At 69.5% G+C, this 23,691-nt stretch carries 22 protein-coding genes and 1 riboswitch; of the genes, 9 read left to right on the top strand and 13 right to left on the bottom strand.

Going from position 1 to position 23,691, the window contains the following annotated elements; all coding sequences use genetic code 11:
- Positions 1-30: 30 nt before the first annotated feature.
- Together AC4D16_RS09615 and AC4D16_RS09610 are read right to left on the bottom strand one after the other, a co-directional pair.
- Entirely contained in the window at positions 31-915 is an 885-nt protein-coding gene (locus tag AC4D16_RS09615; RefSeq protein WP_490950461.1) for an NAD-dependent epimerase/dehydratase family protein, read from the bottom strand.
- Positions 916-1,099: 184 nt separating this feature from the next.
- Positions 1,100-2,734: an alkaline phosphatase D family protein gene (locus AC4D16_RS09610; protein ID WP_490954813.1), complete on the bottom strand. Its 1,635-nt coding sequence runs from the start codon at positions 2,732-2,734 to the stop codon at positions 1,100-1,102.
- Between the two features lie 288 nt (positions 2,735-3,022).
- Here AC4D16_RS09610 and AC4D16_RS09605 point away from each other — a divergent pair, with 288 nt between their 5' ends.
- The 3 genes from AC4D16_RS09605 (at position 3,023) to AC4D16_RS09595 (ending at position 5,546) form a co-directional block, all read left to right on the top strand.
- Complete coding sequence (locus AC4D16_RS09605; protein WP_490954812.1) at positions 3,023-4,579, top strand: sulfatase-like hydrolase/transferase; 1,557 nt, start codon at positions 3,023-3,025, stop codon at positions 4,577-4,579.
- A 61-nt stretch (positions 4,580-4,640) separates the two neighbouring features.
- Positions 4,641-4,970 carry an NIPSNAP family protein gene (locus tag AC4D16_RS09600; protein WP_490954811.1) on the top strand — a complete coding sequence of 110 codons (330 nt, stop codon included), beginning with the start codon at positions 4,641-4,643 and terminating at the stop codon, positions 4,968-4,970.
- Between the two features lie 123 nt (positions 4,971-5,093).
- Positions 5,094-5,546, top strand: coding sequence for an excalibur calcium-binding domain-containing protein (locus tag AC4D16_RS09595; RefSeq protein WP_490954810.1), 453 nt, complete (start codon positions 5,094-5,096; stop codon positions 5,544-5,546).
- 262 nt (positions 5,547-5,808) lie between these two features.
- Here AC4D16_RS09595 and yiaA read toward each other — a convergent pair whose 3' ends face one another.
- The 3 genes from yiaA to AC4D16_RS09580 form a co-directional block, all read right to left on the bottom strand.
- Complete coding sequence (gene yiaA / locus AC4D16_RS09590) at positions 5,809-6,339, bottom strand: inner membrane protein YiaA (RefSeq protein WP_490954809.1); 531 nt, start codon at positions 6,337-6,339, stop codon at positions 5,809-5,811.
- Between the two features lie 114 nt (positions 6,340-6,453).
- The gene (locus AC4D16_RS09585; protein WP_490954808.1) at positions 6,454-10,017 is read right to left on the bottom strand and encodes a choice-of-anchor I family protein; all 3,564 of its coding nucleotides are present in this window, start codon (positions 10,015-10,017) and stop codon (positions 6,454-6,456) included.
- A gap of 99 nt (positions 10,018-10,116) precedes the next feature.
- Positions 10,117-10,536 carry a DoxX family protein gene (locus AC4D16_RS09580; RefSeq protein ID WP_490950468.1) on the bottom strand — a complete coding sequence of 140 codons (420 nt, stop codon included), beginning with the start codon at positions 10,534-10,536 and terminating at the stop codon, positions 10,117-10,119.
- 170 nt (positions 10,537-10,706) lie between these two features.
- On the opposite strand from AC4D16_RS09580, the gene AC4D16_RS09575 reads away from it, so the two are divergent.
- Positions 10,707-11,612, top strand: coding sequence for a pullulanase X25 domain-containing protein (locus tag AC4D16_RS09575; protein ID WP_490954807.1), 906 nt, complete (start codon positions 10,707-10,709; stop codon positions 11,610-11,612).
- Between the two features lie 124 nt (positions 11,613-11,736).
- Here AC4D16_RS09575 and AC4D16_RS09570 read toward each other — a convergent pair whose 3' ends face one another.
- On the bottom strand, positions 11,737-13,257 hold the full coding sequence (locus tag AC4D16_RS09570; protein WP_490954806.1) for a GntP family permease: 1,521 nt from the start codon (positions 13,255-13,257) through the stop codon (positions 11,737-11,739).
- 225 nt (positions 13,258-13,482) lie between these two features.
- On the opposite strand from AC4D16_RS09570, the gene AC4D16_RS09565 reads away from it, so the two are divergent.
- Together AC4D16_RS09565 and AC4D16_RS09560 are read left to right on the top strand one after the other, a co-directional pair.
- Entirely contained in the window at positions 13,483-14,445 is a 963-nt protein-coding gene (locus AC4D16_RS09565; RefSeq protein ID WP_490954805.1) for a matrixin family metalloprotease, read from the top strand.
- Positions 14,446-14,524: 79 nt separating this feature from the next.
- The gene (locus AC4D16_RS09560) at positions 14,525-15,067 is read left to right on the top strand and encodes a heme-degrading domain-containing protein (protein ID WP_490954804.1); all 543 of its coding nucleotides are present in this window, start codon (positions 14,525-14,527) and stop codon (positions 15,065-15,067) included.
- A gap of 52 nt (positions 15,068-15,119) precedes the next feature.
- Here AC4D16_RS09560 and AC4D16_RS09555 read toward each other — a convergent pair whose 3' ends face one another.
- From AC4D16_RS09555 to AC4D16_RS09530, 6 genes are all read right to left on the bottom strand, one after another.
- A complete protein-coding gene (locus AC4D16_RS09555) occupies positions 15,120-15,773 on the bottom strand; it encodes an SDR family oxidoreductase (protein ID WP_490954803.1) in 654 nt (217 codons plus the stop codon).
- Between the two features lie 102 nt (positions 15,774-15,875).
- Positions 15,876-16,826, bottom strand: a complete 951-nt coding sequence (locus AC4D16_RS09550) for a MetQ/NlpA family ABC transporter substrate-binding protein (protein WP_490954802.1) — start codon at positions 16,824-16,826, stop codon at positions 15,876-15,878.
- A gap of 86 nt (positions 16,827-16,912) precedes the next feature.
- On the bottom strand, positions 16,913-17,617 hold the full coding sequence (locus AC4D16_RS09545) for a methionine ABC transporter permease (RefSeq protein WP_490954801.1): 705 nt from the start codon (positions 17,615-17,617) through the stop codon (positions 16,913-16,915).
- A complete protein-coding gene (locus AC4D16_RS09540) occupies positions 17,614-18,654 on the bottom strand; it encodes a methionine ABC transporter ATP-binding protein (RefSeq protein WP_490954800.1) in 1,041 nt (346 codons plus the stop codon). Before AC4D16_RS09540 ends, AC4D16_RS09545 begins: the two co-directional genes overlap by 4 nt.
- 127 nt (positions 18,655-18,781) lie before the next feature.
- Positions 18,782-20,170, bottom strand: a complete 1,389-nt coding sequence (locus AC4D16_RS09535; protein ID WP_490954799.1) for an LLM class flavin-dependent oxidoreductase — start codon at positions 20,168-20,170, stop codon at positions 18,782-18,784.
- 36 nt (positions 20,171-20,206) lie between these two features.
- Positions 20,207-20,318, bottom strand: a riboswitch (SAM riboswitch).
- A 96-nt stretch (positions 20,319-20,414) separates the two neighbouring features.
- Positions 20,415-21,173, bottom strand: a complete 759-nt coding sequence (locus AC4D16_RS09530; protein ID WP_490954798.1) for an SDR family NAD(P)-dependent oxidoreductase — start codon at positions 21,171-21,173, stop codon at positions 20,415-20,417.
- A gap of 128 nt (positions 21,174-21,301) precedes the next feature.
- On the opposite strand from AC4D16_RS09530, the gene AC4D16_RS09525 reads away from it, so the two are divergent.
- Both AC4D16_RS09525 and AC4D16_RS09520 read left to right on the top strand, forming a co-directional pair.
- Positions 21,302-21,700, top strand: a complete 399-nt coding sequence (locus AC4D16_RS09525) for a SpoIIAA family protein (protein WP_490950479.1) — start codon at positions 21,302-21,304, stop codon at positions 21,698-21,700.
- A 33-nt stretch (positions 21,701-21,733) separates the two neighbouring features.
- The gene (locus AC4D16_RS09520) at positions 21,734-22,039 is read left to right on the top strand and encodes a GNAT family N-acetyltransferase (protein ID WP_490950480.1); all 306 of its coding nucleotides are present in this window, start codon (positions 21,734-21,736) and stop codon (positions 22,037-22,039) included.
- 111 nt (positions 22,040-22,150) lie between these two features.
- Here the strand turns inward: AC4D16_RS09520 and AC4D16_RS09515 are convergent, their stop codons facing one another.
- Positions 22,151-22,729 (bottom strand): TetR/AcrR family transcriptional regulator, encoded by a 579-nt coding sequence (locus AC4D16_RS09515; RefSeq protein ID WP_490950481.1) that lies wholly within the window; start codon positions 22,727-22,729, stop codon positions 22,151-22,153.
- A gap of 96 nt (positions 22,730-22,825) precedes the next feature.
- On the opposite strand from AC4D16_RS09515, the gene AC4D16_RS09510 reads away from it, so the two are divergent.
- Positions 22,826-23,659: an alpha/beta fold hydrolase gene (locus AC4D16_RS09510; protein WP_490950482.1), complete on the top strand. Its 834-nt coding sequence runs from the start codon at positions 22,826-22,828 to the stop codon at positions 23,657-23,659.
- Positions 23,660-23,691 lie beyond the last annotated feature (32 nt).

Below are 23,691 nucleotides of genomic sequence, written 5' to 3'. Positions count from 1 at the left end.
CGTGAACCGGAGCAGCTCATCCTCCACGCCCTACCGCTGGAGGGCCTTGCCGTCCGCATCGAGGTAGTCGCGCCACGAACGCGTGGGGGTCCAGCCCAGCATCCGCTGCGCCTTGGCGCTCGAGATGCCGGAGGCGTCCGGCCGGCTCAACTGACGGAGCTCGATCTGATCGCCGTAGTACTGCTCGAGGACCTCGGCGAAGTCGTAGCCCCCTACGTTGTCGGGTGACGCGATGTAGAACACCTCATGACCCGGCAGATCCGACTCCGTGGCCAGCACGATGGCGTCGGCCAGGTCGTAGGCGTCGATGTAGCTCCACAGATTGGGGCTCAACACGGAGCTGTCGCGGATCTGCGGGCCGAGGTTCAGCTCGTAGTTGCCCTCGAACTGCACCCAGCACGGGCGGATCGAGATGCACCGGAGGTCCGACCGCCGCACGGCCGCATCCATCAGCTGCTCACCGAAATGCTTGGACAGCGCGTACGGATCCTGGGGACGGATGGGGTGCTCCTCGTCCACGGGAGCGTAGTCGGGGAGGAAATCCCGCTCGGGGAAGAAGAAGCCGGGCACGGTCTCGCTCGAGATGTACACGAATCGCTTGACCCCGAAGCTGATGGCGGCCTCGAGGACGTTGAACGTCGCCATCAGGTTGGTCTGGAAGACCACGTGGGGCGGGTTGCCCGTCGGCTCCGGGATGGCCGCGATGTGGACGACGGCGTCCGCGCCGCGCACGACGGCGTAGGCCTCGCCCGCGTCCGTGAGGTCGGCCATCGTGTACTTCGGGGCACCATCGGGCTTGCGGTCGAAGCCAGGGCGGGTCAGATCGGTGGTCATGACCTCGTGCCCGGCGTCGATCATCGCCTGGGTGGTGGCACGGCCCACCTTGCCGTGCGCTCCGGTGATCAGGACTTTCATGGGCTCTCCTTGAAGGGGGCGAGTGGGCGACGGCTGTGACGATCATGAGGCCACGTGTGCCTCCGAACGCTTGTCCTCACCTGTACACGACGTCCCGCGCACCCGCCCGACGGAGTCGGCCTCGCACCAGCGCGCGTACTGCAGCCACGATCTGTGCAGTGGCGGGAGGTACTCGGAAGCAGTACTAGGCCGGCGTCACCTTCTGCGTCCCGGCGAGCACCTGGAAGGACGTGGAGAGGCTCGACGTCGCGGCGCGGTCGGTGCGCTCGGACAGCACGTACCAGTCCATCCGCACGCCCTGAGGCCTGACCTCGAGCACGGAGTAGCCGTGGGAGTCGAAGTCGAGGTACTTCACGTGGGGGTTGTTCGTCCGGAAGCGGGCCTCGACGCCGAGTGACGCCGTGCGCGGAGGCACCTCGAGGATGTCGTCGAGGTTGTCGCTGGTCACCGAGGTGCACACGAGCTCCGTGCCCACGGAGGCGCCCGTCGTCGGGTAGGTGCTGCGGTCCGCTGGGAGGTCGCAGGCCCAGCCCGAGTGGATGTCACCCGTGAGGAACACGGTGTCGGTGATGCCGTTGTCGCCGAGGTGACGCAGCACGCGCGACTGGTCGGCCGTGTAGCCGTCCCACTGGTCGATGTTGTAGGGGACGCCGTCCACCGTCGTGGTGCCCATCAGCTTCTCCATGGCGTCGGTGGAGGCGGTGCCCATGGCCGGCGGGAACAGCACGGGCGTGATCATCACCGGGTTGCCGACGAGCTTCCACTGCGCCTGCTGCGTGGAGAGGCCGTCGAGCAGCCACTCCATCTGTGCCTCGCCCGTGATGCTGCGTGCGGGGTCCTTGATGGCCGGGTCCGTGGTGGACGGCGCCTGCTGGTCCCGGTAGGAGCGCAGGTCCAGCATCGAGATGCTCGCGAGCGCGCCGAACTCCAGGCGGCGGTACAGCTGCCCACCGGCCTCGTACCGTACCGGCATCCACTCGGCGTACGCCTGCATCGCAGCCGCGCGTCGCTCCACCCAGAGGCCCTCGGCACCCTCGGTGTGGTTCTCCGCGCCACCCTCCCAGGCGTCGTTGGTGGACTCGTGGTCGTCCCACGTCACCACGAACGGCACGGCCGCGTGCAGTGCCTGCAGGTCGGCGTCCTCCTTGTACTGCGCGTGGCGCCGGCGGTAGTGCTCCAGCGTGGTCATCTCGACGGCGGGATCGTGCGGGCGGACGACGACGTCGCGCGCCTGGTACTCGCCCGGCGCGTACTCGTAGAGGTAGTCGCCGAGGTGGAGGACGAGGTCGAGGTCACCGCGGGCGGCGAGCAGGCGGTAGGAGGAGAACCAGCCGGCCTGGAGGTTTGCGCAGGAGACGACGCCCACGCGCAGGAGGTCCACGGCCGCACCCGGCGCCGGCGCGGTGCGCGTCCGGCCGACCGGTGACTCGTCCTTCCCGCTGAGGAAGCGGTAGAAGTAGGTGGTCGCCGGGCTCAGCCCGCGGACGTCAGCCTTGACGGTGTGGTCACGCTCCGGCCCGGTCCTCACCGTGCCGCGCGCGACGACGCGGCGGAAGTCCGCCGTCGTCGACAGTTCCCAGCGCACCGGCACGGCCGGGCCCTTCCCACGGCCGGGCTTCGCATCCTTCGTGGGCGTGACGCGCGTCCACAGGAGCACGCCGTCGGGCAGTGGATCGCCCGAGGCGATGCCATGACGGAAGGTACCCGAGGCGGCGACGGCCGGGACCGCGACGGCGGTGGCGGCAGCAGCGGTGGCGGTGCCGGCGACGGCGAGCGTGCTGGCGGCCTTCAGGACGGAACGGCGGGAGAAGTCACTCATGCTCCTGATTACACCGTGCAGCACGGGCCCCGCACGCCGTTTCGGGCGGTTCGTGGCCCACTGTTCAACGGACGTTCACCGGGGCTCCGAGGGGCGCGTACGACGGCGGGCGCGCACCGCCGTCGTCCGTGCTGCCCACCTGATCACCGACGGAGGCTTGCGGACGAATTGAGCCCAGCGCTGATGAATGTCAAGTGAATGATGGGTGAACGGTAGGGTGGGGCAACAGTCTTCAGAGCCCGAAGGGGTGCCCGGCGGATCCCGGGGTCGCGATCGTGAGGAGCAGCCATGTCCGGAGTGCCAGTCCGCGTGGCCGGACGCGCCGTCGTCGTGCTCGGACACCTCGCCGTCTACACCCTGATCTGGGCCGGGCTCGCGATGCTCACGGCCGGTCTCGGTATCCGCTACTTCTGGGGCGAGATCTCGGTGACCCAGATGCGCCTGAACCTCGTGTCCGTCGAGACCGACGGCGGCGGCGGCACCCTCGTCTGGCTGGGCATCCTCGGCGTGGGCGTCGCGCCCCTTCTCCTGACCGGGGGCATCGCACTCTGGCAGCTGCACCGGCGTCGTGCGGGTCGCCATGCTGTGAAGCCCGAGTCAGCTCCGCGGAGGCGTCGCTCGCCGTGGATCATGCGCACCGTCTCCACCGCCCTGGTGGGCACACTGGTGATCGCGGGATCCACCGCGTTCGTGAGCACCGTGGGCGTCCGCGACTACGTGGCCGCCGCGGATTCCGAGTACGCGATCGGTGACTACTACGCCGCCCCGACCGTCACGAGCGCAGAGAACAAGCGCAACCTCGTGGTCGTCTACCTGGAATCGGGCGAGGAGACCCTCGCCAATGACGAGTTCTTCGAGAAGGATGCCTTCGCCGCCCTCAAGGACGTCACCCAGGAAGCCGATGGCTGGCAGAGCATCGACGGTTTCGAGCAGTACCGCGGCGGCGGCTGGACCATGTCCGGCCTCGTGAGCACCCAGTGCGGCATCCCGCTGAAGGGCTCCGGCCCGGTGGCGGACAGCACCGCTCCCTCGCCGTCGGGCGACGACGTCGAGACCTACCTCGGCGGGGTGACCTGCCTCGGTGACGTGCTGGCCGACCACGGCTACACGAACGTGTTCCTGGGCGGGGCGAACGGCTCCTTCGCCGCGAAGGACACCTTCCTCGCCACGCACGGCTACTCGACGACGAAGGACCTCACGGACTGGCGGCTGGCCGGCGAAGCCCCCGCGAGCTTCCGCAGCGACTGGGGCCTCAGCGACGAACGCCTGCTGGCCAACGCGAAGACCGAGGTGGATGCGCTGCACGCCGAGGCCGAGCGCACGGGTACGCCCTTCAACCTCTCGGTGCTGACCCTCGACACCCACGAGCCCGTGCACGTGTACGACTACTGCGGCGTGGACACCAGCAACGAGGTCACCTCGGTGTTCTCCTGCTCCATGGATCTCGTGGCGGACTTCGTACAGCATCTCCAGGATCAGGGCTACCTCGAGGACACCGCGGTGGCGATCATGGGCGACCACCTCAAGCACATGAACGCCGGCGACGCCTTCCAGGAGCAGCTTGCGGACCACCCGAACCGGACGATCTTCAACCGGCTGTGGGTCCCGGGGACCCAAGGTCCGCTCCGCTCCGGAGCGGACCAACTGAGCATGTACCCGACGCTGCTGGAGGCCGCGGGCTTCACCCTGGCCGACCGGGAGGCCGGCCTCGGCGTCTCAGCGTTCACCTCGACCCTGCCGGCGCGGTCGGCGCAGACGTTGAAGCCGGACGTCTACGGCGAGCTCCTCGACTCGCACTCGTCGGAGTTCTACGAGGGCGCCTGGGGCACCACCACCGCCGACTGACGGGTGCCTCCGCGTTGCGCCTAGGCTTGCTGCGAACCCGTACCCCGCCACGAGGAGAGCCATGACCTACGAACTGCGCACCTACATCGCCGCCCCCGGCAAGCTCGACGCCCTGCTCGAGCGGTTCCGCTCCCTCACGCTCGACCTGTTCGCCGAGTACGGGATCAGGAGCCTCGGCTACTGGACGCCCGTGGGCTCGGACGACACCCTGGTCTACCTCGTGCAGCACGACGGCGATCCGAAGGCCAACTGGACGGCGTTCGGCAGCGACCAGCGGTGGATCGACGGGAAGGCCGCCTCCGAGGTGGACGGACCTCTCTCGACGTCGATCGAGTCCGTGATGCTCGAGGCCACGGACCTGTACCCGGTGGCGGAGCCCCGTCAGCGGTAGGTCCCTCACACAGGTCTGCGACGAATGCGCAACCACCGCGGACAGCAACGCACTTCTCCTCCCCAGGGGTCGGTCAACCCGTACGGTCAAGCAACCGACTCGACCACAACCAGGGAGCATTCAATGAAGAAGTCCTCGATCATCCTCACCGCCGCGGCCGTCACAGGCCTCACCGGTCTGTCCGCCGCCCCCGCCTTCGCCGTAGCGCTCCCCTTCGACAATTGTGGTGAGGCTGAGGCGGTCGGTGTGTTCAACATCCCAGCCGGCACACCGGGTTATCAGCTGGACCTCGACCGTGACAGGGACGGATTCGGTTGTGACGCCGCGGGCACCCCGGCCTACGATCCGACGATCGTCGACAGAATCGTCGCGGAGAACACAATCGTCACACCGCCCGTCGTCACGCCGACACCGCCGCAGCAGATGGGGCAGATGCCCGTCGGAGGAGCCGACACCGGTGTGAGCCAGGCTCCCGAGGAGAGCGGCACCGGGGCGCTCGTGCTCGGCGGAGGTCTCGTGCTCGTGGCCCTCGGCGGCACCTACGCTGTTCGACGTCGTAGCGCCGTCCGCTCCTGATCGCACTGGATGCACCGATGCCCGGCACCCTCGAGGGTGCCGGGCATCGTTCGTCGTGACGACGGCGGGCGTGAACCGTCCCACTTCACGGGTCCACTAAGTGGGAATGCGCGCACATTCCCACGTAGAGGACCAGCAAAGTGGGATGGACCGCTCGCTCGCGACGTGAGGCCGGGATACGCGACGCAGACGACGGGTCAGACCTCGCACTCCCCGGGGCAGACAGGCCGCTGCACGCCGGTCCGATGAAGCGGGGTGCGGGTTACTCCGGACGCGCGAGCGGCGGAGGAGTCGTCGTCGTTGGGCGATCGCCGAACGCAGGGACCGCGGGAGGGGCGTCCTGACCCGAGAAGAGCCTCCGCTTCGGGCTCTCGCTCTTCTCCACCTCGGCGAAGACCGCCATGTCGCGCACGTTCTTCTGCACGGTGATGGCGCCGAAGAGGGACATCAGCATCGCCAGCCCGTAGAAGCCCTTCTCGGACAGCAGCATGTCCGCGTTCCAGAGGCCGATGACCAGGAGTGACAGGGCCGCGACGACGGAGAACCACGCCACGCCGTAGTAGATGTTCGTGACCGGGATGTCCTCCGCGCGGTCACGGATGGTCTTCTGGATGGAGATCACCGCGAACAGCCCGAAGAGGAGCAGCGTGAAGTAATAGCCCTTCTCGTTGAGCTCCATCGACGCGTTCCACAGGCCGATCAGGTAGGACGACACCCCCACGAGCAGCGCGACCCAGCTCGCGCCGATGAAGGCTCCCGTCGGCTTCTGCGGTACGAGCTTCGACTCAGCCATGTGTTTCCCCCTTGAAAGGTCGAGCAGGCGCTCGATGTGTCCTGGATGTGCACTCTATAGGCGATGCCCGGCACCTCGAGAGGTACCGGGCATCGTGGCGTATGCCGAGAGGGCTCAGCCGGTCGTCACGTCTCCGCTCCGACGCCGCCTGGCCAGCAGGAGGAGCCCGCCGATCAGCGCCAGCAGGATGCCGAGCCCGGCGATCATCAGCACGTTCGTGCCGGTGTAGGCGAGGTCGCCGTCCGAGGCGAAGAAGCCGTCGTCGTCGTACCCGCCGTCGTAGCCGCTGCCACCGCCGGCACCGTTCCCCGCGCCGTCGTCGGAGCCGCCGCCGGTACCGTCACCAACACCGTCATCCCCAGTGTCACCCGGGGAGGGCGAGGGCGAGGGGGAAGGCGAGGGGGTGGGGGTAGGGGTAGGCGTCGGGGTCGGGTCGACGACGGCTCCGTCGCCGACGGCCGCACGGCCCACCGACGCCGGTGCCACCGGGCTGAACTGCTCGAAGTACTCGACGGCGGCGATCAGGTCGATCTGCCCCGAGTCCGCCGGGTTCGCTCCCTCGGTAAAGACCGTGAAGCCGTCGCCCCCGCCCGCGAGGAACGAGTTCGTGGTCACGCGGAACACCTGGTCGTCCGTGATGCGCACGCCCTCGAAGCTCATCGAGGTGACGCGCTCCCCCAGCGGCGCATCCGGGAGGTACGTGTAGCCGAAGCCCTCCGAGACGCCGAGGTGCAGCTTGTCCGCGGGGTCCGCCGAGCGCCACTGCTGCTCCAGGAGCTGCTTCAGCTGGGCACCGGTGAGGTCGAGCGTGAAGAGCGTGTTGCCGAACGGCTGCACCGCCGCCACCTCGGCGTAGGTGATCGCTCCGCCGTCGTCCCCGAAGAGGAGGTCCGCGCGGACACCGCCCGGGTTCATGAACGCGATCTGCGCGGGCTCGCCGCCGAACTCCGCGTTGGACGTCGCCTCCAGCTGGATGTCCGCGATCAGGTTCGAGAGCGAGGACTCCGTGGCGCGATTCGGACCGCGGGTGATGTCCGCCGTGATGCTGCCGACCTGGACGGCGCCCTCGACGTCGGCCTTGGCCTTCGCCTCGGCGACGATCGCCGCGACCTCCGGATCCGCCGGGTACAGCGCCACGTTGCCCTCACCGGTCAGGGGCAGGAGGGCGGACTCGACGGCGACGACGTCGCCGGTCTCCCGGTCCACGCGCACCTGCAACTGGTCCAGGAGGGTGCCGTACTGGCCGGCCTGCAGCACCGGACGCTCGCGGTCCCCGAGCCCCTCGACGGGGAACGAGCAGTTGTACGCCTGGTGGGTGTGCCCGGAGAAGATGGCGTCGATCCCCGCGGAGGCACCCCGCACGAGCTCACCGTACGGCGAGTCCTCCGCGGCGATCGTGGCGCAGTCGGTGCTGCCCGAGCCGTCGTGCGCGAGGAGCACCACGACGTCGGCCTCGCCGTTGCCCTCGAAGCCGTCGCGCAGCTGGCCGGCCACGCGATTGGCGGCCTGGAGCTGGTTGCCGAACCGGAGCCCCTGGATACCGGCCGGGGACACGAGCGTCGGTGTGGCCTCGGTGACGGTGCCGATGAAGCCCACACGGACGCCGTCGACCTCCTGGACGGAGTACTCGTCCAGCACGGGCTCACCCGTGGCCGCGCTGTACACGTTCGCCCCGAGGCCGAACTGCGTTCCGCCGTAGCGCGGCAGCACGCGGTCCGTGAGATCCGCGAAGCCGCGGTCGAACTCGTGGTTGCCCACCGCGGAGACGTCGAGACCGGCGGCGACGAGCGCGTCGATCGTGGGGTTGTCCTGCTGCGAGAAGGACGTGAAGGTCGAGGCGCCGATGCTGTCTCCCGCGGAGACGAAGAGCGTGTTCGGATTCTCGGCCGTGAGGGTGTTCACCGCGCCGGCGATCACCGCAGCGCCGGCTTCGGCCCGGTTGGGCTCGAGCCGCCCGTGGAAGTCGTTGATGCCGAGCACCTGCACCGTGGTGGTGTCCGCGGTGATGTCGAAGAGCGTGGTGGTGCCGGAGACCTCGTTGCCGACGGCGATCATCGGCTTGCCCGTGGGTGAGCCCGCCGCGGGAATGAACCTGAGGCCCTCGGGCCCGAGGTCACCCGCGGCCGCGAGGTCCCCGCCGTCCTCCACGGACTGGGAGAAGTCGCGGTTGTTCACATAGGTGACGAAGGTGCTGGCGGCGGGGTCCGTGATGTCGTAGACGGCGATGCCGCCCACGCGCTCGAGTCCGATGAAGGCGTACGTCCGGCCCTCCACCTCGCCGATGGCGAGGTTCTCCGGCTCGGGGCCCTTGTCGTCGCTGCGGCCCTCGAGGTTGGACTCGGAGTGGTTGGAGTTGAAGAAGCCGGGGTTGGCGGCGTGGGTGATCTCCTCGAGGTCGTCACCCGAATCGAACACCTGGGTGCCGCCGGTGGTCCACACGGAGAAGGAGCGGCTGCCGAACGCGAACAGCTCGTCGTAGCAGCCCTCCGCGGTGAGGCCGCTGGCGGTGCTGATGTTCAGGCGGCCGAGGTCGGCATCGCCGGTCAGTCCTGCCAGCGGGCTCGTCGCGCAGAGCGGCGCGAGGCCGTCCTCGCCGAGGTCCTTGACGCGCGCCGGCTCGACGTACGCTCCCCACTCGCGGGCGTCGCCCTCGTTGGCGGTGACGAGGTACGTCTCGCCGTCGCCGGCGGTGTAGGAGTTCAGCCCGTCCGGCATGTACAGGCCCTTGAGGCCCGGGTAGGTGCGGATGTCGAAGGTCGGGGCGTCCTCGGGGTCGCGGTCCGAGGGGTCCAGGCCGTTGCCGGCGAACCCGTGGTCCTTCGCGCCGAGCGGCAGGATGTCCGTCACCGTGGCGGAGGCGAGGTCGACGACGGCGAGGGCATTCGCCTCCTGCAGCGCGGCGTAGGCTGTGCCGCCGTCGATCGCGATGTACTCGGGCTCGAGGTTCTCGGAGACCGGGCGCGCGGACCCGGCGATGCCCGCGAACACGCGGACGCCGTCGGGCAGGGGCAGCGTGCCGCCGTTCTCCGGGGTCTCGAAGGCACCGAACCCGGCGGTGCGGACGGCGGTCTGAGCGGGCGCCGCGACGGTCGCGGGGAGTGCGACGACGCTCACGGATCCCTCGGGGTCCACGGTGTATCCCTCGCTCGGCTCGCCCTCGTTGGCGACCACGGCCGTGGTGCCGTCCGGGGAGATGCTGACCATGTCCGGCAGCGCGCCGACCGTCACGGAGCCGAGGACGGCGCCGTCACCCGCGGCGTCGAAGAAGAGGAGCGTCCCCGGATCGGTCTTCACGGGCGCTTCGAGCGCGACGACGCCGAGGCCGTCCGCGCGAATGGCGACCGAGTTCGCGACGCCCTGTCCCTGGATGCCGAAGAGTCGCGCGGGCTCAGTGGGGTCGGCGACGTCGAGCACGTCCACCAGCCCGAGCTGCGCGTTGACCACGAACATGCGCTTCGACGCGGCGTGGTACGCCACGATCTCCGCGGCCGACTCGTCGAACACACCCGTCTCGAAGGAGCCGACCGGCGCGACCGTCAGCGCGGCGTCCTCGCTCGAGTAGGTGATGGGCGCGGGCACGACGGCGGCGCTCGCTGGGAGTGCCAGGAGGCAGGTGCCGGTGACGGCTACCGCCGCGAGGGCGCTCGTGAGGCTGCGGAAGGGGCGGGACGGAGCCATGGTTCTCCCAGATCGGGGTACGGGTTCCTCCCTGTGTACAAACCCGACGCGGCCTACGGGTGAACGGACGGCGCCGCCCAGGTGACGCTCATGGAACTGTCAGGGGCGCCGTACGCGCCGATCCCTCCACGCCCCGGTGCACCACAGCGCCCACAGCACCAGCAGCGGCTGGAAGAAGAGGCGGGTCAGGCGCGCGGCGTCGGTATCGAGCCCGAAGGCGCTGACGCCGTCGACGTACTGCGCGATGTTGCCGGGGAAGATGGCCACGAAGAACGCGGCGACCGTCCAGCCCACCACCAGCCGGTACCTGCCGAGAACCAGCAGCGCGGCTCCGAGGAGCAGTTCGACGACGCCGGACGCCACCACCACGAGGTCCGGGTCCAGCGGCAGCCAGGCCGGCACCTGCGCCACGAACTCCTGCCGTGCGACGGTCAGGTGAGCGGTTCCCGCGAACACGAGGAACGCTCCGAGGATCACCCGTCCCACCGTGCGTACCAGACTGTTCCCCGGGCGTCTCATCCGGTGAACCTAACACCGCAGCCCGGCCGACGGCGGTAAAGTCAGGGTGCTGCCGTTCCCAGCCCTATCACCGCGAGATCCCTTCCGGGGAGGACGCCGCCCTCGTCAGAGGGGTGCGCCCACGCGGCGATCAGGGCGACCATGGACGGCAAAGCACCCCGCTGTGAACCATGAAGGAGATCGTCATCACCGCCCGGAACCGCACCAACGTCCGCCTCCGCACCACCCTCGCCCTGCTGGCCGACCACCAGGCAGCAGGCACCGCCGTCACCCCCAGCGAACTGATGGCGCAGGCCGTGGCCGAGGTGCCCTTCGACGCCACCGAGGCGGAGCTGCTCTCCGGCGGGATCCCCCGCGGCTACAAGGCCCTGACCACGGCCACCTCGAAGCTCGTGAAGGCCGGCTGGCTCGTCAAGGGCCGTGCTGGGTGGACGGCCACCGAGGAGGGCGTCCGAGCGGTGCGCGCGTTCGACGACGCCGACCAGTTCGTCAATGCCATGCTCAGCGGTGCTCCGATCCCGGACCACGCCGAGGCACCCGTGCACGCCCCGCCCTCCCCCGAGCAGCTCGGTGAGGAGTCGACGGACTCGGCCGAGGCGTCGTCCTCCGACGCACCGGCGTCTACCGCGCCTGCTGCATCGGTGCTCTCGGACTCCTCCGACTCCTCCGCTCCCGAGGACCCGACGCCGCCGGACGTCACTCCGACCATCGAGGCTCCCGAACTCGAGGACGCCGCGTCCGGCTCCGGTTCGGGGACCTTGGACGCATGGCATGACCAGCCCCAGTCCGTGGCGCTCTCCGGCGATTTCGACCCCCTGTTCGGCGAGGCGGGCCACTGGAGTCTCGACCGGCGGGAACTGCAGCTCGACTACGACTCCGCTGCTAACACCTGGGCCCGGACCCTGCAGCTGCCTGCCGGTACGTACCAGTACAAGATCGTGGTCAACAGCTCGTGGGAGGAGAACTACGGCCGGTACGGCGAGCGCGACGGCGCCAACCACGAGCTGCATCTGCTCTCCGACACCGCGGTGACCTTCCGGTTCGACTACGGCACGAAGGACGTCGCCACCTCCTAGCCGGGATGTCCGACCGCCGACGGCCCCGTCTGCTGCACGCGCGGCGGGCGGGGGCCGTCGTCGTTCCTGTCCGCTCGGCGGTGTCACGTCAGGCGACAATTAGCTGAATCGGAAGGCTCAGCCTCTACCCGAGGACGGCGTTGGCGATGAACAGCAGCGGGATGGACCCCGCCCACACCGCCGTGGTGATACCCGACCAACCCCTCAGGGCCGCCGTGCCCTCGAGACCCGCGAACCGCGTGACCACCCAGAAGTAGGAATCGTTGAAGTAGCTGAACACCATGGATCCGGCGGTACAGGCCATGGCGGCGACGATCGGGTCGATGCCCAGTGACCCGACAAGTGGCGCCGTGACCGAAGCCGCCGTGATCATCGCGACGGTGCCGGAGCCCTGGGCGATCCGGACGAGCGTGGCGATGAGGAACGGGACCAGGAACGCGGGCAGGGGCGTCGCGGCGATGGCCTCCGCGAGAGCGTCTCCCACGCCCGAGCTGCGCAGCACCTGCCCGAGCGCTCCGCCTGCCCCCGTGATGAGGAGGATCAGCCCGGCCGACGCCGCTGCGTCTGCGAACCAGCCCTGCACCTTGGTGCGCGGGGTCCAGCGCGGCAGGAGCGTGTAGACGGCGAGGATCACGCCGATGACCAGGGCCACCACGGGGTTTCCGACGAACGCGAGGGGCGCTGCCCACGCGGACGGCTCGTACTCCCCTGCCGCTGCGCCGACCACACCCTGATTGCTCTGGTCGATCGCGCCACTGACCGTGTTGAGGATGATCAGCACCAGCGGCACGAGGAGGGGCAGCGACGCGACGAACGCGCCGACCTTGTGGGGCTTCGCGCCCGGAGGTGGCGTGCCGAGGTCCACGGAGGGATCGGCGGGCAGGTCGACGACGTCGTCGTCGTGCACCGACCCGTCGGGTCCCGCCTGCGCGTGCGCTCCGTCCAGGGGGCGATCCGCCACGGCGGTTCCGCTGCGGCCCCGGGCGGCGACGCCGCCATACACGGCCTCGCGCACCTCCTGGGACATCGACGATTCCAGCTTCGGCCCCATCCACTTGGCGTAGACCACCACGACGGGCAGGAGGATCACCGTGAACACGAGGCCCGCGAGGATGAGCGCGCCGAGGTCCGCACCGAGGATCCCCGCGACCGCGAGGGGCCCCGGTGTGGGAGGCACGAGGTGGTGGGTGAGCGTCATGCCGCAGCCGAGCGCGAGGGCGAGGGTGATGTACCCGGCGCGCTTGACCCGGGCGATGGAGCGGGCGAGCGGGTTCATGATCACGTAGCCCGAGTCGCAGAACACCGGGATGGAGACGAGCGCCCCGACGCTGCCGAGCGCCCACGGCTCGCGCCCCTTGCCGAAGAGCTTCAGGAACGCGAGCGCGAGGGCGTTGGCGGCGCCCGAGACCTCGAGGATCTTGCCGATCCCCACGCCGAGCCCGATCACGATCCCGATGGACGCGAGCGTGTTCCCGAAGCCCGTGGTGATCGAGGAGACGATGTCCAGCGGCGCCTGACCCGCGACGAGTCCCGTCACGAGCGCGGCGATCAGGAGTGCGACGAACGCATCCAGCCGGGTCTTCAGGACCAGCACCACGATGGTGGCGATGCCCAGGACCAGTGCGAGCAACAGTTGTATGTCCACGGTGACGTACTCCTCGATGACGGCCGGGCCTCGTTGCCCGGGCTCGATGTGTCAGGACCGGCGGCCGCCTCGACCGTCAGTGTGCTGTGGGTCACAGTAGCACCGCGGCATCCGCGCCTGGAGGGCAACCTTCACTCAGCGTTGTCCAAGGTCTGCCTGTGGAATGCGGTTCGCGCCCGATCGTGCGGACAGGATGACACGCAGGCGACGAAAGAGGCACGGGACGTGGGATCGATCGACAGGGAGTGGGTTCGGGAGAACCGGCACGCGGCCGACGGCGTGCGGCGATCACCCTCCGGACGAGTGCCGCGGTGGGCCATCGACGAGGCCCTGGGCAAGCAGGTCGTCCCCACTGCGTGGCGCCCTCCGACGGCGGCCAGTCGCCGCAGCAGGCGTGACCGACGGCGCCTCCGTGTGGGTACCGTCGGCGTGCTCGCCCTCGTCGCGTTCCTCTACTCGTCGCCCTCGCTCTTCTCGCACGTCGTGGTGCCCGCCGCGGCACCGTACCTCCCGGGAGCAGATGTCCCCCCGCGCGGCGTCGAGGCAGCCGACGCTCCCCTCGGGCTCCCGCCGGTTGCGCCTGCGTCGGACGCCTACAGGTTCCACGCGTCACCCGTCGGGGACCAGGACAAGATCGCCTACGACCCCTGCCGACCCGTTCACTACGTGGTCCGGCCCGACGGCGCGCCGATGGGCTCCGAGGGACTCATCGAGCAGGCTGTCGCAGAGGTCTCGGCTGCCACGGGTCTCCACTTCATCGCGGACGGAGCAACGGCGGAGGGCCCGAGCGTGGAGCGCGATCTGTACCAGCCGGGCGTGTACGGGAGAAGGTGGGTACCGGTCCTGGTGACGTGGTCGAGCCCGTCCGAAGTACCCGAACTCGCGGGCGACGTCATCGGGCTCGGAGGGAGTGATTACGCCCAGGCTCCTGGCCAGCCGCTCGTGTACGTGGGCGGGCAGGTCCACCTCGACGCCGCGGACGCCACGGACGTCCTGGCGTTCCCCGAGGGCCGGGACCGCGTCCGGGCGACGATCATGCACGAACTCGCCCACGTCGTCGGACTCGACCACGTCGACGACCCGGCGCAACTCATGCACGCCGAGAACACCGGGATCGTGTCCTTCAACGACGGTGACCGTGCGGGCCTCGCTCAACTCGGCGCCGGTCCCTGCGCACCGGGGCTGTGAACTCGCCGTGTCAAGAGTTCGGGAACAGACCCTCGATCCGGCGTACCGAAGCTCCCTCGCACGCCGGTAGATTTATCCGATGAGCAATGACGCCGCCCCGGTCCTCCGCCCGTTCAACCCGGACGGCGGTGATGATCAGCCCGCCGAAGCACTCGAGGCGATGATCGCCCAGATCGAGGCGGAAGTCGCAGAGCTCCAGTTCGACCGCTTCCGGAACAACGACGCCGTGGCGCTCGGGCAGCTCCTCGTACAGCTCGGGGTGGGGCGCAACCTGCCGATCGCGATCGGCATCAGCACACCGGATCACCTGCTGTTCCGCGCCGCGCTCAACGGCGCCACCCCGGACAACGACCACTGGCTCGCGGCGAAGAGCCGGACCGCGCTGCGCTACCGTGCGCCGTCCCTGCTCGTGGGGCTCAGGGCGCGGCGTGGCGGCGGCCGGTTCGAGGACAACCCGCTGATCGACCTGACCACGCATGCAGCGCACGGCGGGTCCTTCCCGCTCTTCATCAGGGGTGTCGGCGCCGTGGGCACGGTGACGGTGTCGGGGCTGCCGCAACTCGATGACCACCGGCTGGTGGTCGAGGCCCTCCGCACCTTCCACGCCGCCGACGGCCTCTAGTCCGAGCAGACGACGGCGGTCCGCCAGGTGCGGCACCGCCGTCGCCCTTCGGTCACAGCGCCGCGTCGATGGCCTCCGCGATGGGCGTGGGGCCGCTGTTGAACCGGATCGTCTTGTCCACGGTGCCGAGATCGGCGAGGACCACCGCGGCGACGTGCGCCACGTCCTCGCGCGGCACGGAATCCTGCTGCGGTTCGTCACCGACCTCGATCCGCCCGGTGCCGGGCTCGGTGGTCAGCCCTCCGGGTCCGAGGATGGTCCAGGCGAGCTTCGAGGCGCGCAGGTGCTGGTCCGCTGCGGCCTTGGCCTCCGCGTAGTGGAAGAACCCGTTGTCCTCGGGCACCCCGTGATCCGTCCGCGAGCCGATGTAGGACACCATGACGTAGCGGCCCACCGAGGCGAGCTCCGCAGCGTCCATCGAGCGGATCGCGGCGTCGCGGTCGATCGCGTAGGTGGCCTCGGGACTGCCGCCGCCCGCGCCGGCGGACCAGACCACGGCGTCGTGCCCGCGGAAGAGGTCCGCCATCTCGTCGACCGACAGCGAGGACACGTCCGCCACCACGGGCGTGCCGCCGATCTTCTCGACGTCGCCCGCGTGGTCGGGGTTCCGGAACACGGAACTCACGTGGTGGCCCTGGCCGGTCAGGAGCTCGGTGAGGTGCAGCGCTACTTTGCCGTGCCCGCCGATGATGGCTACGCGTGACATGGGATCTCCTTCGAATCGGTGGTCGGTTCCCCTTCGACGCTAGACCTCGTCACCGACGGAGCGCCACCGCCCGCAGTGGGTTCAGCCGCTGGCGGAGGCCTGCTACGACGCGTCGATGGGCAGCAGCAGGTCCTTGACCGCCGGATCGGTGCGGAGGAACTCCTGCACGGCCGGGTCGGCGAAGGCCTCGGTGAGCTTCCTGATGTTGTCCGTGTCGAGATAGTCGGTGCCGACGGTCAACTGCGAGGCGAACTCGTCCGGCGCCGCGGGAGCGAAGATCTGCTGTTCGAGCGGAACCTTGGCCGCGGTGTAGTACTCGGTGTATCCGACGGCTGCGTCGAGGTCCGGCAGAGCACGCGACTGCGCCCCGAAGTCGAGCAGCGTGAAGGAGAGGTTCTTCGGATTGGACTCGATGTCCTCCTGCGTGGCCGTCCACTTGTCCATGCCGTCCTTCAGGGTGATGAGGCCGGCACGCTCGAGCAGCCAGAGCCCCTGGGCCTCGTTGGCGGGATCCGAGTACAGCGAGATGGTGCCGCCGTCGGGGATCTGGTCCACGCTCGTGTACTTGTCCGACCAGATGCCGAAGCCCCAGCGGAACACCGGTGCCACGGCGGTCTCGCGGAAGTCGGGGTTCGCTTCGAGGACCTGCCCGAGCCACAGTTCGTGCTGGTAGATCGTGGCTGCGACCTCTCCCTCACTCACGGCGCGGTTGATCGTGTTGCTGTCGCTGAGTCCTCGGAACTCGATGTCGATGCCGTACTCCGGCGCCACCTCGCGGTCGATGAACTCGATGAGCGCCTGCTCCGCATGGTTGCCCTCGGCCGTGGCCACGAGGAGCGTGGCGCCCTCCGTCTCTGCGGCGGATTCCGCAGGATTCAGGAGCGGGACGGCGATGAAGGCGCCCGCGGCGAGCACGGCAACGGCTCCTCCCGCGATCCACGGCGCCCGGCGCCGCCGTCGGAGCGTGAAGCCGTGACCGGCCGCGGGTACTGATGCGACCGGGGTGTCGGAAGGGGTCGTGGCGGGACTGCTGGACGAAGTGTTCTCGGTCATGATGAAGGCCTTTCTGGGCACGCCGAAGGACGTGATGGCGGGAGGGAGGGAGGGGAAGGAGGTGTGCGAGGGACGGGACCGGTGTGTCAGGCCCGCTGCAGGCGTTGCTGAGGGGTGGTGTGGCGGACGAGCCGATCGCCGGTCACCTGAACGAGTGCCACCGTGGCGACGAGGATCACGATCGTCGCGAGCATCACCGTGTTGTCGAAGCGCTGGTAACCGTAGGTCACGGCGACGTACCCGATACCCCCGGCGCCGATCGTGCCGGCGATGGCCGAGTACTCGATCATCGCGATCACCTGGATGGTGAGACCGCCGATCACCGCGGGCACGGCCTCGCTGAACTGCGCGGTCCGCATGACCTGGAAGGTGGAGCCACCCGAGGCGCGGGCCACCTGGACGACGGACGGCGGGACGGACCGCAGGGCGTTCTCGACGATCCGCGTGAAGAAGGCGATGCCCGCCAGTGACATCGGCAGCACGGCAGCGGCGATACCGATGTTGGTCCCCGTGATGAAGCGTGTGAACGGCACGATCGCCGCCATCAGGATGAGGAAGGGCAGTGACCGGCCGATGCTGATGATCCAGCTGAGCGCGGTATGCACCGCCGGACGTTCGTGGAGTCCGCCCGGCGCGAGGTTGTGGAGCAGTACCCCCAGTGGGGTGCCGAGGACGACGACGACGGCCATGACGATGCCGACCATCGCGACGGTCTCGCCGTAGGCGGGAGCCAGCAGCGCGGGGAGGTCCCGGATGAGCACGTCCGCGCGGGGCAGCACGAGGGCGCTCATGCCACGCTCCCGACGGCCCCGGTGAGGACTCGCTCGGTGGCGCCGGCGGGCACCCTCCGGAGATCCGGCGTGCCGCTCAGGCCGCACCGGGCGAGCGCTGCTGCCACGCGGGCGTCGTCGTCCGTCCCGATGCCCAGGGTGGCGCTGCCGGTGTTGACCCCGTGCACCGTCTCGACGGCTGCACCGAGCAGGTGGACGGCGACCCCGAGCTCTGCCGTGACGCGCTGGATCCAGTCGCCGGGTACGGAGGTGGAGTCGTAGGTGACGAACCATGCGCGGGTTCCGCTCTCGGCACCGGCGTGTCCGCGGCGGGGCTGCAACGACCTCCCGAGCCGGGATTCGTGCGAGGTCAGCAGATCCACCAGGGAGCCCTGCTCCACGATCCGCCCGTGATCGAGCCGCGCCACGGTGTCCGCGACCTGACGCACCGTGTCCATCTCGTGGGTGATGAGGACGACCGTCAGCTCGAGATCGTCCCGGAGTTCTCGGAGGAGCCCGACGACGGAGCGTGTGGTGTCCGGGTCCAGCCCCGACGTGGCTTCGTCGGCGAGCAGGATGCTGGGTCGCAGGGCGAGCGCGCGTGCGATCCCGACCCGCTGCGCCTGGCCGCCCGAGAGCTGGAACGGGTAGTGCCCGGCTTTGTCGGCGAGCCCCACGCGGTCCAGCAACTCGTGCACACGGGCCGCCGTCTCCTGCGGTGTCACGCCGAGGAAATCGAGGGGCAGGGCGACGTTCTCGGCGGCCGTGCGCCGGCTCAGCAGACTCGAGGACTGGAAGACGGTGCCGATGCGGCGCCGTGCCTCGCGGAGGTGTTTCTCGGGCAGGCCGGACAGGTCCTCGCCGTTCACCACCACGGACCCCGAGGTGGGACGCTCCAGCAGGTTGATGCACTGGGCGAGGGTGCTCTTGCCCGCGCCGCTCGGTCCGACGACGGCCGCGATGCGCCCGGTGGGCACCTCGAAATTGAGTCGGTCGAGAACGGTGACGGCGGTGCCTCCGTGGCCATAGGTCTTGGTCAGGTGTCGTAGAGAGATCATGGGGTTCCTCGGAAAGGGCGGAGTGGATCGATAGAACGGCGCTGGACGGCGGCGCCGGGAATCTGTGCCGCAGGTTGACGCAGGACGACGGCGCCGGACGTCGGTTCAGGTGCGCGTCAGGTGCGCTTCAAGAGCGGACGGGCTGGAGTCGGTACCGCGCTCCGCGGTGATCCTCCGGCAGGCGGTCGCCCTTGCCGAACAACTTCTGACGCAGTGTCCCCTCGGCGTACTCCGTGGGATAGGCGCCGCGCTTCTGCAGCTCGGGGATCACGTGCGTGATGACGTCCTCGAAGGAGCCGGGCGTGATGGCGTAGGCGAGGTTGAAGCCGTCGACGTCGGTCTCGTCGACCCACGCCTGGAGCTCGTCGGCCACCTGGGCACCGGAGCCGACGATCCGAGGCCCGAGCCCTCCGATCCCCGCCCATTCCGCGATGTCGCGGACCGTCCACGGGGCGCCGTCGTCGTTCACCTTCTGGAAGTTCGCGACGGCGGACTGGATGGCATTCGACTCGACGTTGCCGAGTGGCTCGTCGGGGTCGTAGATGCTGAGATCGATCCCGAGCCAGCCGGACAGCAGCACGAGGGCGCCCTCGTAGCTGACGTACTGCTGGTAGTCGGCGTGCTTCGCCCGGGCCTTCTCCTCGGTCTCGTCGGTGATGATCGTGAGCATCGTGTAGATCCGCACCGCGTAGCGATCCCGACCCGCCGCCTCCACCGCGTCCCGGATACGGGACACGGAGTCCTTGAGGATGGCCTTCGTGGGCGCACCGACGAACACGGCTTCTGCGTTGCCGGCCGCGAAACGGACGCCGCGGGGCGAAGCTCCGGCCTGATAGATCACCGGGGTCCGCTGCGGCGACGGCTCGCTCAGGTGGATGCCGGGGACGGTGAAGTAAGTGCCGTCGTGCCCGATGTCGTGGACCTTGGCGGGGTCGGTGAAGACGCCGGTGGCGCGGTCGCGGACCACGGCGTCGTCCTCCCAGGACCCCTCGAGGAGCTTGTAGAGGACCTCGAGGTACTCGTCGGCGTGGTCGTAGCGCTCATCGTGTTCGAGCTGGTCCTCGTTGCCCATGTTCCGGGCGGCCGAGGGCAGGTAGCCCGTGACGACGTTCCAGCCCACCCGCCCGTTGGTGAGGTGGTCCAGGGTGGAGAGGCGACGGGCGAAGGGGTACGGGTGCTCGTAGGCGGTGCCTGCCGTGACGCCGAAGCCGAGGTGGTCGGTCACGAGGGCCATGGCGGAGACCAGCAGGAACGGATCGTTGACGGGTGTCTGCGTGCCCTGCCGGAGGGTCGCCTCGTTGGAGCCGCCGTAGACGTCGTAGGTACCGAGCACGTCGGCGATGAAGATGCCGTCGAACAGACCCTTCTCGAGCGTCTGCGCGAGATCGGCCCAGTACCGCAGGTCCTTGTAGCGCCAGGACTGGTCCTCGGGGTGCCGCCACAGCCCGGGCGACTGGTGGCCCACGCAGTTCATGTCGAAGGCGTTGAAACGGATGTGCCGTGCGGGAGCGGGCATGAAGAATCCTCGTGTCGAGGCACTGCCGTGGAGGGAGCGCCGTACTTGCCCGGCAGCTCAGCCGGACCGAATCCTCACCTGGGGCACCCCGCTACAGCGAGAGGGTTGCCGTCCAACGAACCAGGGTTTTGCGTTGGAACTCGTGATTCTGGGTCCGAGCCTAGGCCGGGTGTTCCGCGGACGTCCACCCTCCCGGGTCACAGTGCGTCACGAACCTCCGCTCCGGCGACGGGGTCACCAGCGGTCACCGCAGGTAGGAGGCGCCGTTCACGTCGATCACGGTGCCGCTGACCCAGACCGGCGCATCGGTGGCGAGCCAGGCCACCGCCTGCGCCACCTCCTCCGCCGTCGCGACCCGGTTGAAGGCGCTCTGGGCGCGCACGGCGTCGCCCGCGGGGCCGTCGAGCACGGTGCGGCCCATGGCGGTCTCCACGAAGCCGGGCGCCACGGCGGCCGAGAGGATGCCGTGCGGCGCCAGTGCCACCGCGAGCGACTGCGTCATGGAGTGCAGCGCCGCCTTGCTCGCGCCGTACGCGGGCGTGGTCGGCTCGCCCCGGTAGGCGCCGCGCGAGCCCACGGCGACGAGGCGGCCGCCGTCGGGCCCCTGGGGGCGCTCGATCAGGTGCCGCGCGACGAGCCACGCGAGGTTCGCCGGGCCGGTCAGGTTGACGGCGAGCGTGCGCTGCCAAGCGCGCTGCCACTCCTCGTAGGAGGTGGAATCGATCGGATGGGCAGTGAACACGCCGGCGTTGTTGACGAGCACGTCGACCCCGCCGAGTACACCGACGGCGTCCGTCAGGATGCGGGAGCAGGCCTCCGGGTCCGCGACATCACCGACGACGACGGCGTGGCCCTCCCCGGGAAGACCTGCGCGAACCGACTCCGCGGCGTCGACGTCCCGGCCCGCGTGCACGCCCACGCGGTGCCCGCGGCCTGCGAGTTCGACGGCGATGCCGGCGCCGATGCCGCGACTCGCGCCGGTGACCAGGATGCTCAGCGTCATGCTCCTGACGCTACAACCTGCACGGCTCCAGACGTCGGCCCTGTGCACCTGTGGATACTCCCGCCATTGTGGGAGTCACCCTTGCTAGGCTGGCTCACCACTTGCCCCTCCGCGTGCCGAAGGATGTCATGGAACCGTTCACAACCCACCTCGAGAGGGGCTTCCTCCGTCTGCGGTGGCGACGCGGAGTGGAGGTCACCCACCCCGTCGCCGTCGCTGCCGCCCGCGCCCTCGCCGAGCACCACGGCCCCACGGCGCTGCCTCTCCTCGTCCACATGCACGGGATCACGGGCATCACCCCGGAGGCACGGGTGGGCATGAGTTCGTACACCGGCTTCAGCCGCGTGGCCATCGTCGGCGAGGATGCCGTGGACGAGGTGATGTCCGGCTTCGCGCACCGCTCCCCCACGACATCCCGGTACTTCTCCTCCGAGGCCGATGCCCTGAGCTGGCTCGTCGATGCCCCCGGTCGGGATGCCGTCGCCACCCACCACGAGTCCCCTGCCGGTCAGGAATCGGCGCGTTGACCACCGGCGCTCGTCGATGCCAGAGTCGGGACCATGAGTGAGCACACGAAGGACGACATCTCCGTCAGCGACGACGGCGCGAAGACCCGCTACGTCGCTATGCTCGACGGCAACCCCGCGGGCATCGCCGCCTACGAGCGCTCGGGTGACACGATCGTCTTCACGCACACGGTCGTCGACGAGGACCTCGAGGGCAGAGGCATCGGCAGTGTCCTGATCCGGCACGCGCTCGACGACGCCCGATCGCAGAACCTCACGGTGGTGCCCCGCTGCGAGTTCGTGGCCGCGTTCATCGACGACCATCCCGAATACCAGGACCTCACCGACCGCTCCGCCTGAGCCGGACGAACCTCCGCGGCCCCCTACGGAGTGGAACCTGTCCGTCGGCGCCGCCCGCGTTACTGATCAGGCCGAGCCGCGTCGATCCGATAACACCGCGCGCGCTCGGGATCAGGCCGAGCTGCGTCCGCCCGCCGGAAGGGCCGCATCGATCAGCACCTCGGCCGCCTGACGCGCGTGGTCCGCCGCGCTAGCGGTGCCGGCGATCGCCGCCGTCGTCTGCGCTCCCTCCGCGAGGATGGACAGCTGCGGAGCCAGGTGCGACGGCGCCCCTGCCTCCTGCGCGAGCTCACCGACGTACCGCTGGAAGGACTCCTTGTGCTTCCGCGCGTACTCGGCGACGTCCGGGCTCACGGCGCCCAGTTCCGCGAAGCTGTTGATGAAGCCGCACCCACGGAACGAGTCCTGGCCGAACCACTCGGCCAGGTAGTCGAAGATCGCCAGGAGCCGGTCCCGTGGGGTGGACGCGCGGCGGACCCTGGCGTCCAGCCCGTCCGTCCAGGACGCGTGCCACCGCTCGAGGACGGCCATCACGATGCTGCTCTTCGAGGGGAACTCCTGGTACAGCCGCTTGAGCGAGACACCGGCCGCCGTGCGCAGCTCGTCCATGCCCACGGACTGGATGCCTCGGGCGTTGTAGAGCTCATCGGCGCTCGCGATGATGCGTGATCGCACGTCGTCGGAAATCATCCAGCCATTCTACTTGTTTTGAGAACGATCGTTCTATACTCTGTGATCAGCAGGAGAGAACGACCGTTCTCACCGCTCGAGGAAAGGACGCACGTCATGGGTTTCATCAAGGTCGGCACCGAGAACAGCACGGATCTCCACCTCTACTACGAGGACCACGGCACCGGTCAGCCGGTCGTCCTCATCCACGGCTACCCGCTCGACGGCGGCTCCTGGGAGAAGCAGACCGCAGCCCTCCTCACCGCCGGCTACCGTGTCATCACCTACGACCGCCGCGGCTTCGGGCAATCCAGCAAGCCGACCACCGGCTACGACTACGACACCTTCGCCGCTGACCTCAACACGGTCCTCGAGACCCTCGACCTCACGGACGCCGTCCTCGTCGGATTCTCCATGGGCACGGGTGAGGTGGGCCGCTACATCGGCACCTACGGAGAGGCCCGCGTCGCCAAGGCCGTCTTCCTCGCCTCGCTCGAACCGTTCCTCCTGCAGACCGATGACAACGCCGCCGGCGTGCCCTCGACGGTATTCGACGGCATCCGTTCGGCCGCCATGGAGGACCGCTACGCCTGGTTCACGAACTTCTACAAGGACTTCTTCAACACCGACGTCTACCTCGGCAACCGCCTCAGCGAGGAAGCACTCCGGGGGGCCTGGAACGTGGCAGCGGGCTCGTCCTGGTACGCCTCCTTCGCTGTCGTCGATTCCTGGCTGACCGACTTCCGCGCCGACATCGCCAAGATCACCGTGCCCACCCTGATCGCCCACGGCACCGAGGACCGCATCCTGCCCATCGACTCCACGGGCCGCGAGTTCACCAAGCACCTGCCTGCCGCGGAGTACGTCGAGATCGAGGGCGCACCGCACGGCATGCTGTGGACGCACGGCGCCGAGATCAACGAGATCCTGCTCCCCTTCCTCGCGAAGTAGCCGCACGAGCGGGAGGGGCGCCGGTTCGTCCG

It is taken from the genome of Arthrobacter sp. TJ-236 (assembly GCF_058269235.1).
The sequence above is the reverse complement of the archived record's forward strand: the minus strand, read 5'-3'. Positions and strand labels throughout refer to the sequence as shown.

Bases quoted from the DNA above. Each gene is read 5' to 3' on its own strand.
- AC4D16_RS09550 (WP_490954802.1), bottom strand. From the start codon at position 16,826: ATGACCGAGAACACTTCGTCCAGCAGTCCCGCCACGACCCCTTCCGAC.
- AC4D16_RS09585 (WP_490954808.1), bottom strand. From the start codon at position 10,017: ATGGCTCCGTCCCGCCCCTTCCGCAGCCTCACGAGCGCCCTCGCGGCG.
- AC4D16_RS09605 (WP_490954812.1), top strand. From the start codon at position 3,023: ATGTCCGGAGTGCCAGTCCGCGTGGCCGGACGCGCCGTCGTCGTGCTC.
- AC4D16_RS09515 (WP_490950481.1), bottom strand. From the start codon at position 22,729: ATGATTTCCGACGACGTGCGATCACGCATCATCGCGAGCGCCGATGAG.
- AC4D16_RS09510 (WP_490950482.1), top strand. From the start codon at position 22,826: ATGGGTTTCATCAAGGTCGGCACCGAGAACAGCACGGATCTCCACCTC.
- AC4D16_RS09535 (WP_490954799.1), bottom strand. From the start codon at position 20,170: ATGCCCGCTCCCGCACGGCACATCCGTTTCAACGCCTTCGACATGAAC.
- AC4D16_RS09540 (WP_490954800.1), bottom strand. From the start codon at position 18,654: ATGATCTCTCTACGACACCTGACCAAGACCTATGGCCACGGAGGCACC.
- AC4D16_RS09545 (WP_490954801.1), bottom strand. From the start codon at position 17,617: ATGAGCGCCCTCGTGCTGCCCCGCGCGGACGTGCTCATCCGGGACCTC.
- AC4D16_RS09520 (WP_490950480.1), top strand. From the start codon at position 21,734: ATGAGTGAGCACACGAAGGACGACATCTCCGTCAGCGACGACGGCGCG.
- AC4D16_RS09600 (WP_490954811.1), top strand. From the start codon at position 4,641: ATGACCTACGAACTGCGCACCTACATCGCCGCCCCCGGCAAGCTCGAC.
- AC4D16_RS09595 (WP_490954810.1), top strand. From the start codon at position 5,094: ATGAAGAAGTCCTCGATCATCCTCACCGCCGCGGCCGTCACAGGCCTC.
- AC4D16_RS09580 (WP_490950468.1), bottom strand. From the start codon at position 10,536: ATGAGACGCCCGGGGAACAGTCTGGTACGCACGGTGGGACGGGTGATC.
- AC4D16_RS09575 (WP_490954807.1), top strand. From the start codon at position 10,707: ATGAAGGAGATCGTCATCACCGCCCGGAACCGCACCAACGTCCGCCTC.
- AC4D16_RS09560 (WP_490954804.1), top strand. From the start codon at position 14,525: ATGAGCAATGACGCCGCCCCGGTCCTCCGCCCGTTCAACCCGGACGGC.
- yiaA (WP_490954809.1), bottom strand. From the start codon at position 6,339: ATGGCTGAGTCGAAGCTCGTACCGCAGAAGCCGACGGGAGCCTTCATC.
- AC4D16_RS09530 (WP_490954798.1), bottom strand. From the start codon at position 21,173: ATGACGCTGAGCATCCTGGTCACCGGCGCGAGTCGCGGCATCGGCGCC.
- AC4D16_RS09525 (WP_490950479.1), top strand. From the start codon at position 21,302: ATGGAACCGTTCACAACCCACCTCGAGAGGGGCTTCCTCCGTCTGCGG.
- AC4D16_RS09555 (WP_490954803.1), bottom strand. From the start codon at position 15,773: ATGTCACGCGTAGCCATCATCGGCGGGCACGGCAAAGTAGCGCTGCAC.
- AC4D16_RS09615 (WP_490950461.1), bottom strand. From the start codon at position 915: ATGAAAGTCCTGATCACCGGAGCGCACGGCAAGGTGGGCCGTGCCACC.
- AC4D16_RS09610 (WP_490954813.1), bottom strand. From the start codon at position 2,734: ATGAGTGACTTCTCCCGCCGTTCCGTCCTGAAGGCCGCCAGCACGCTC.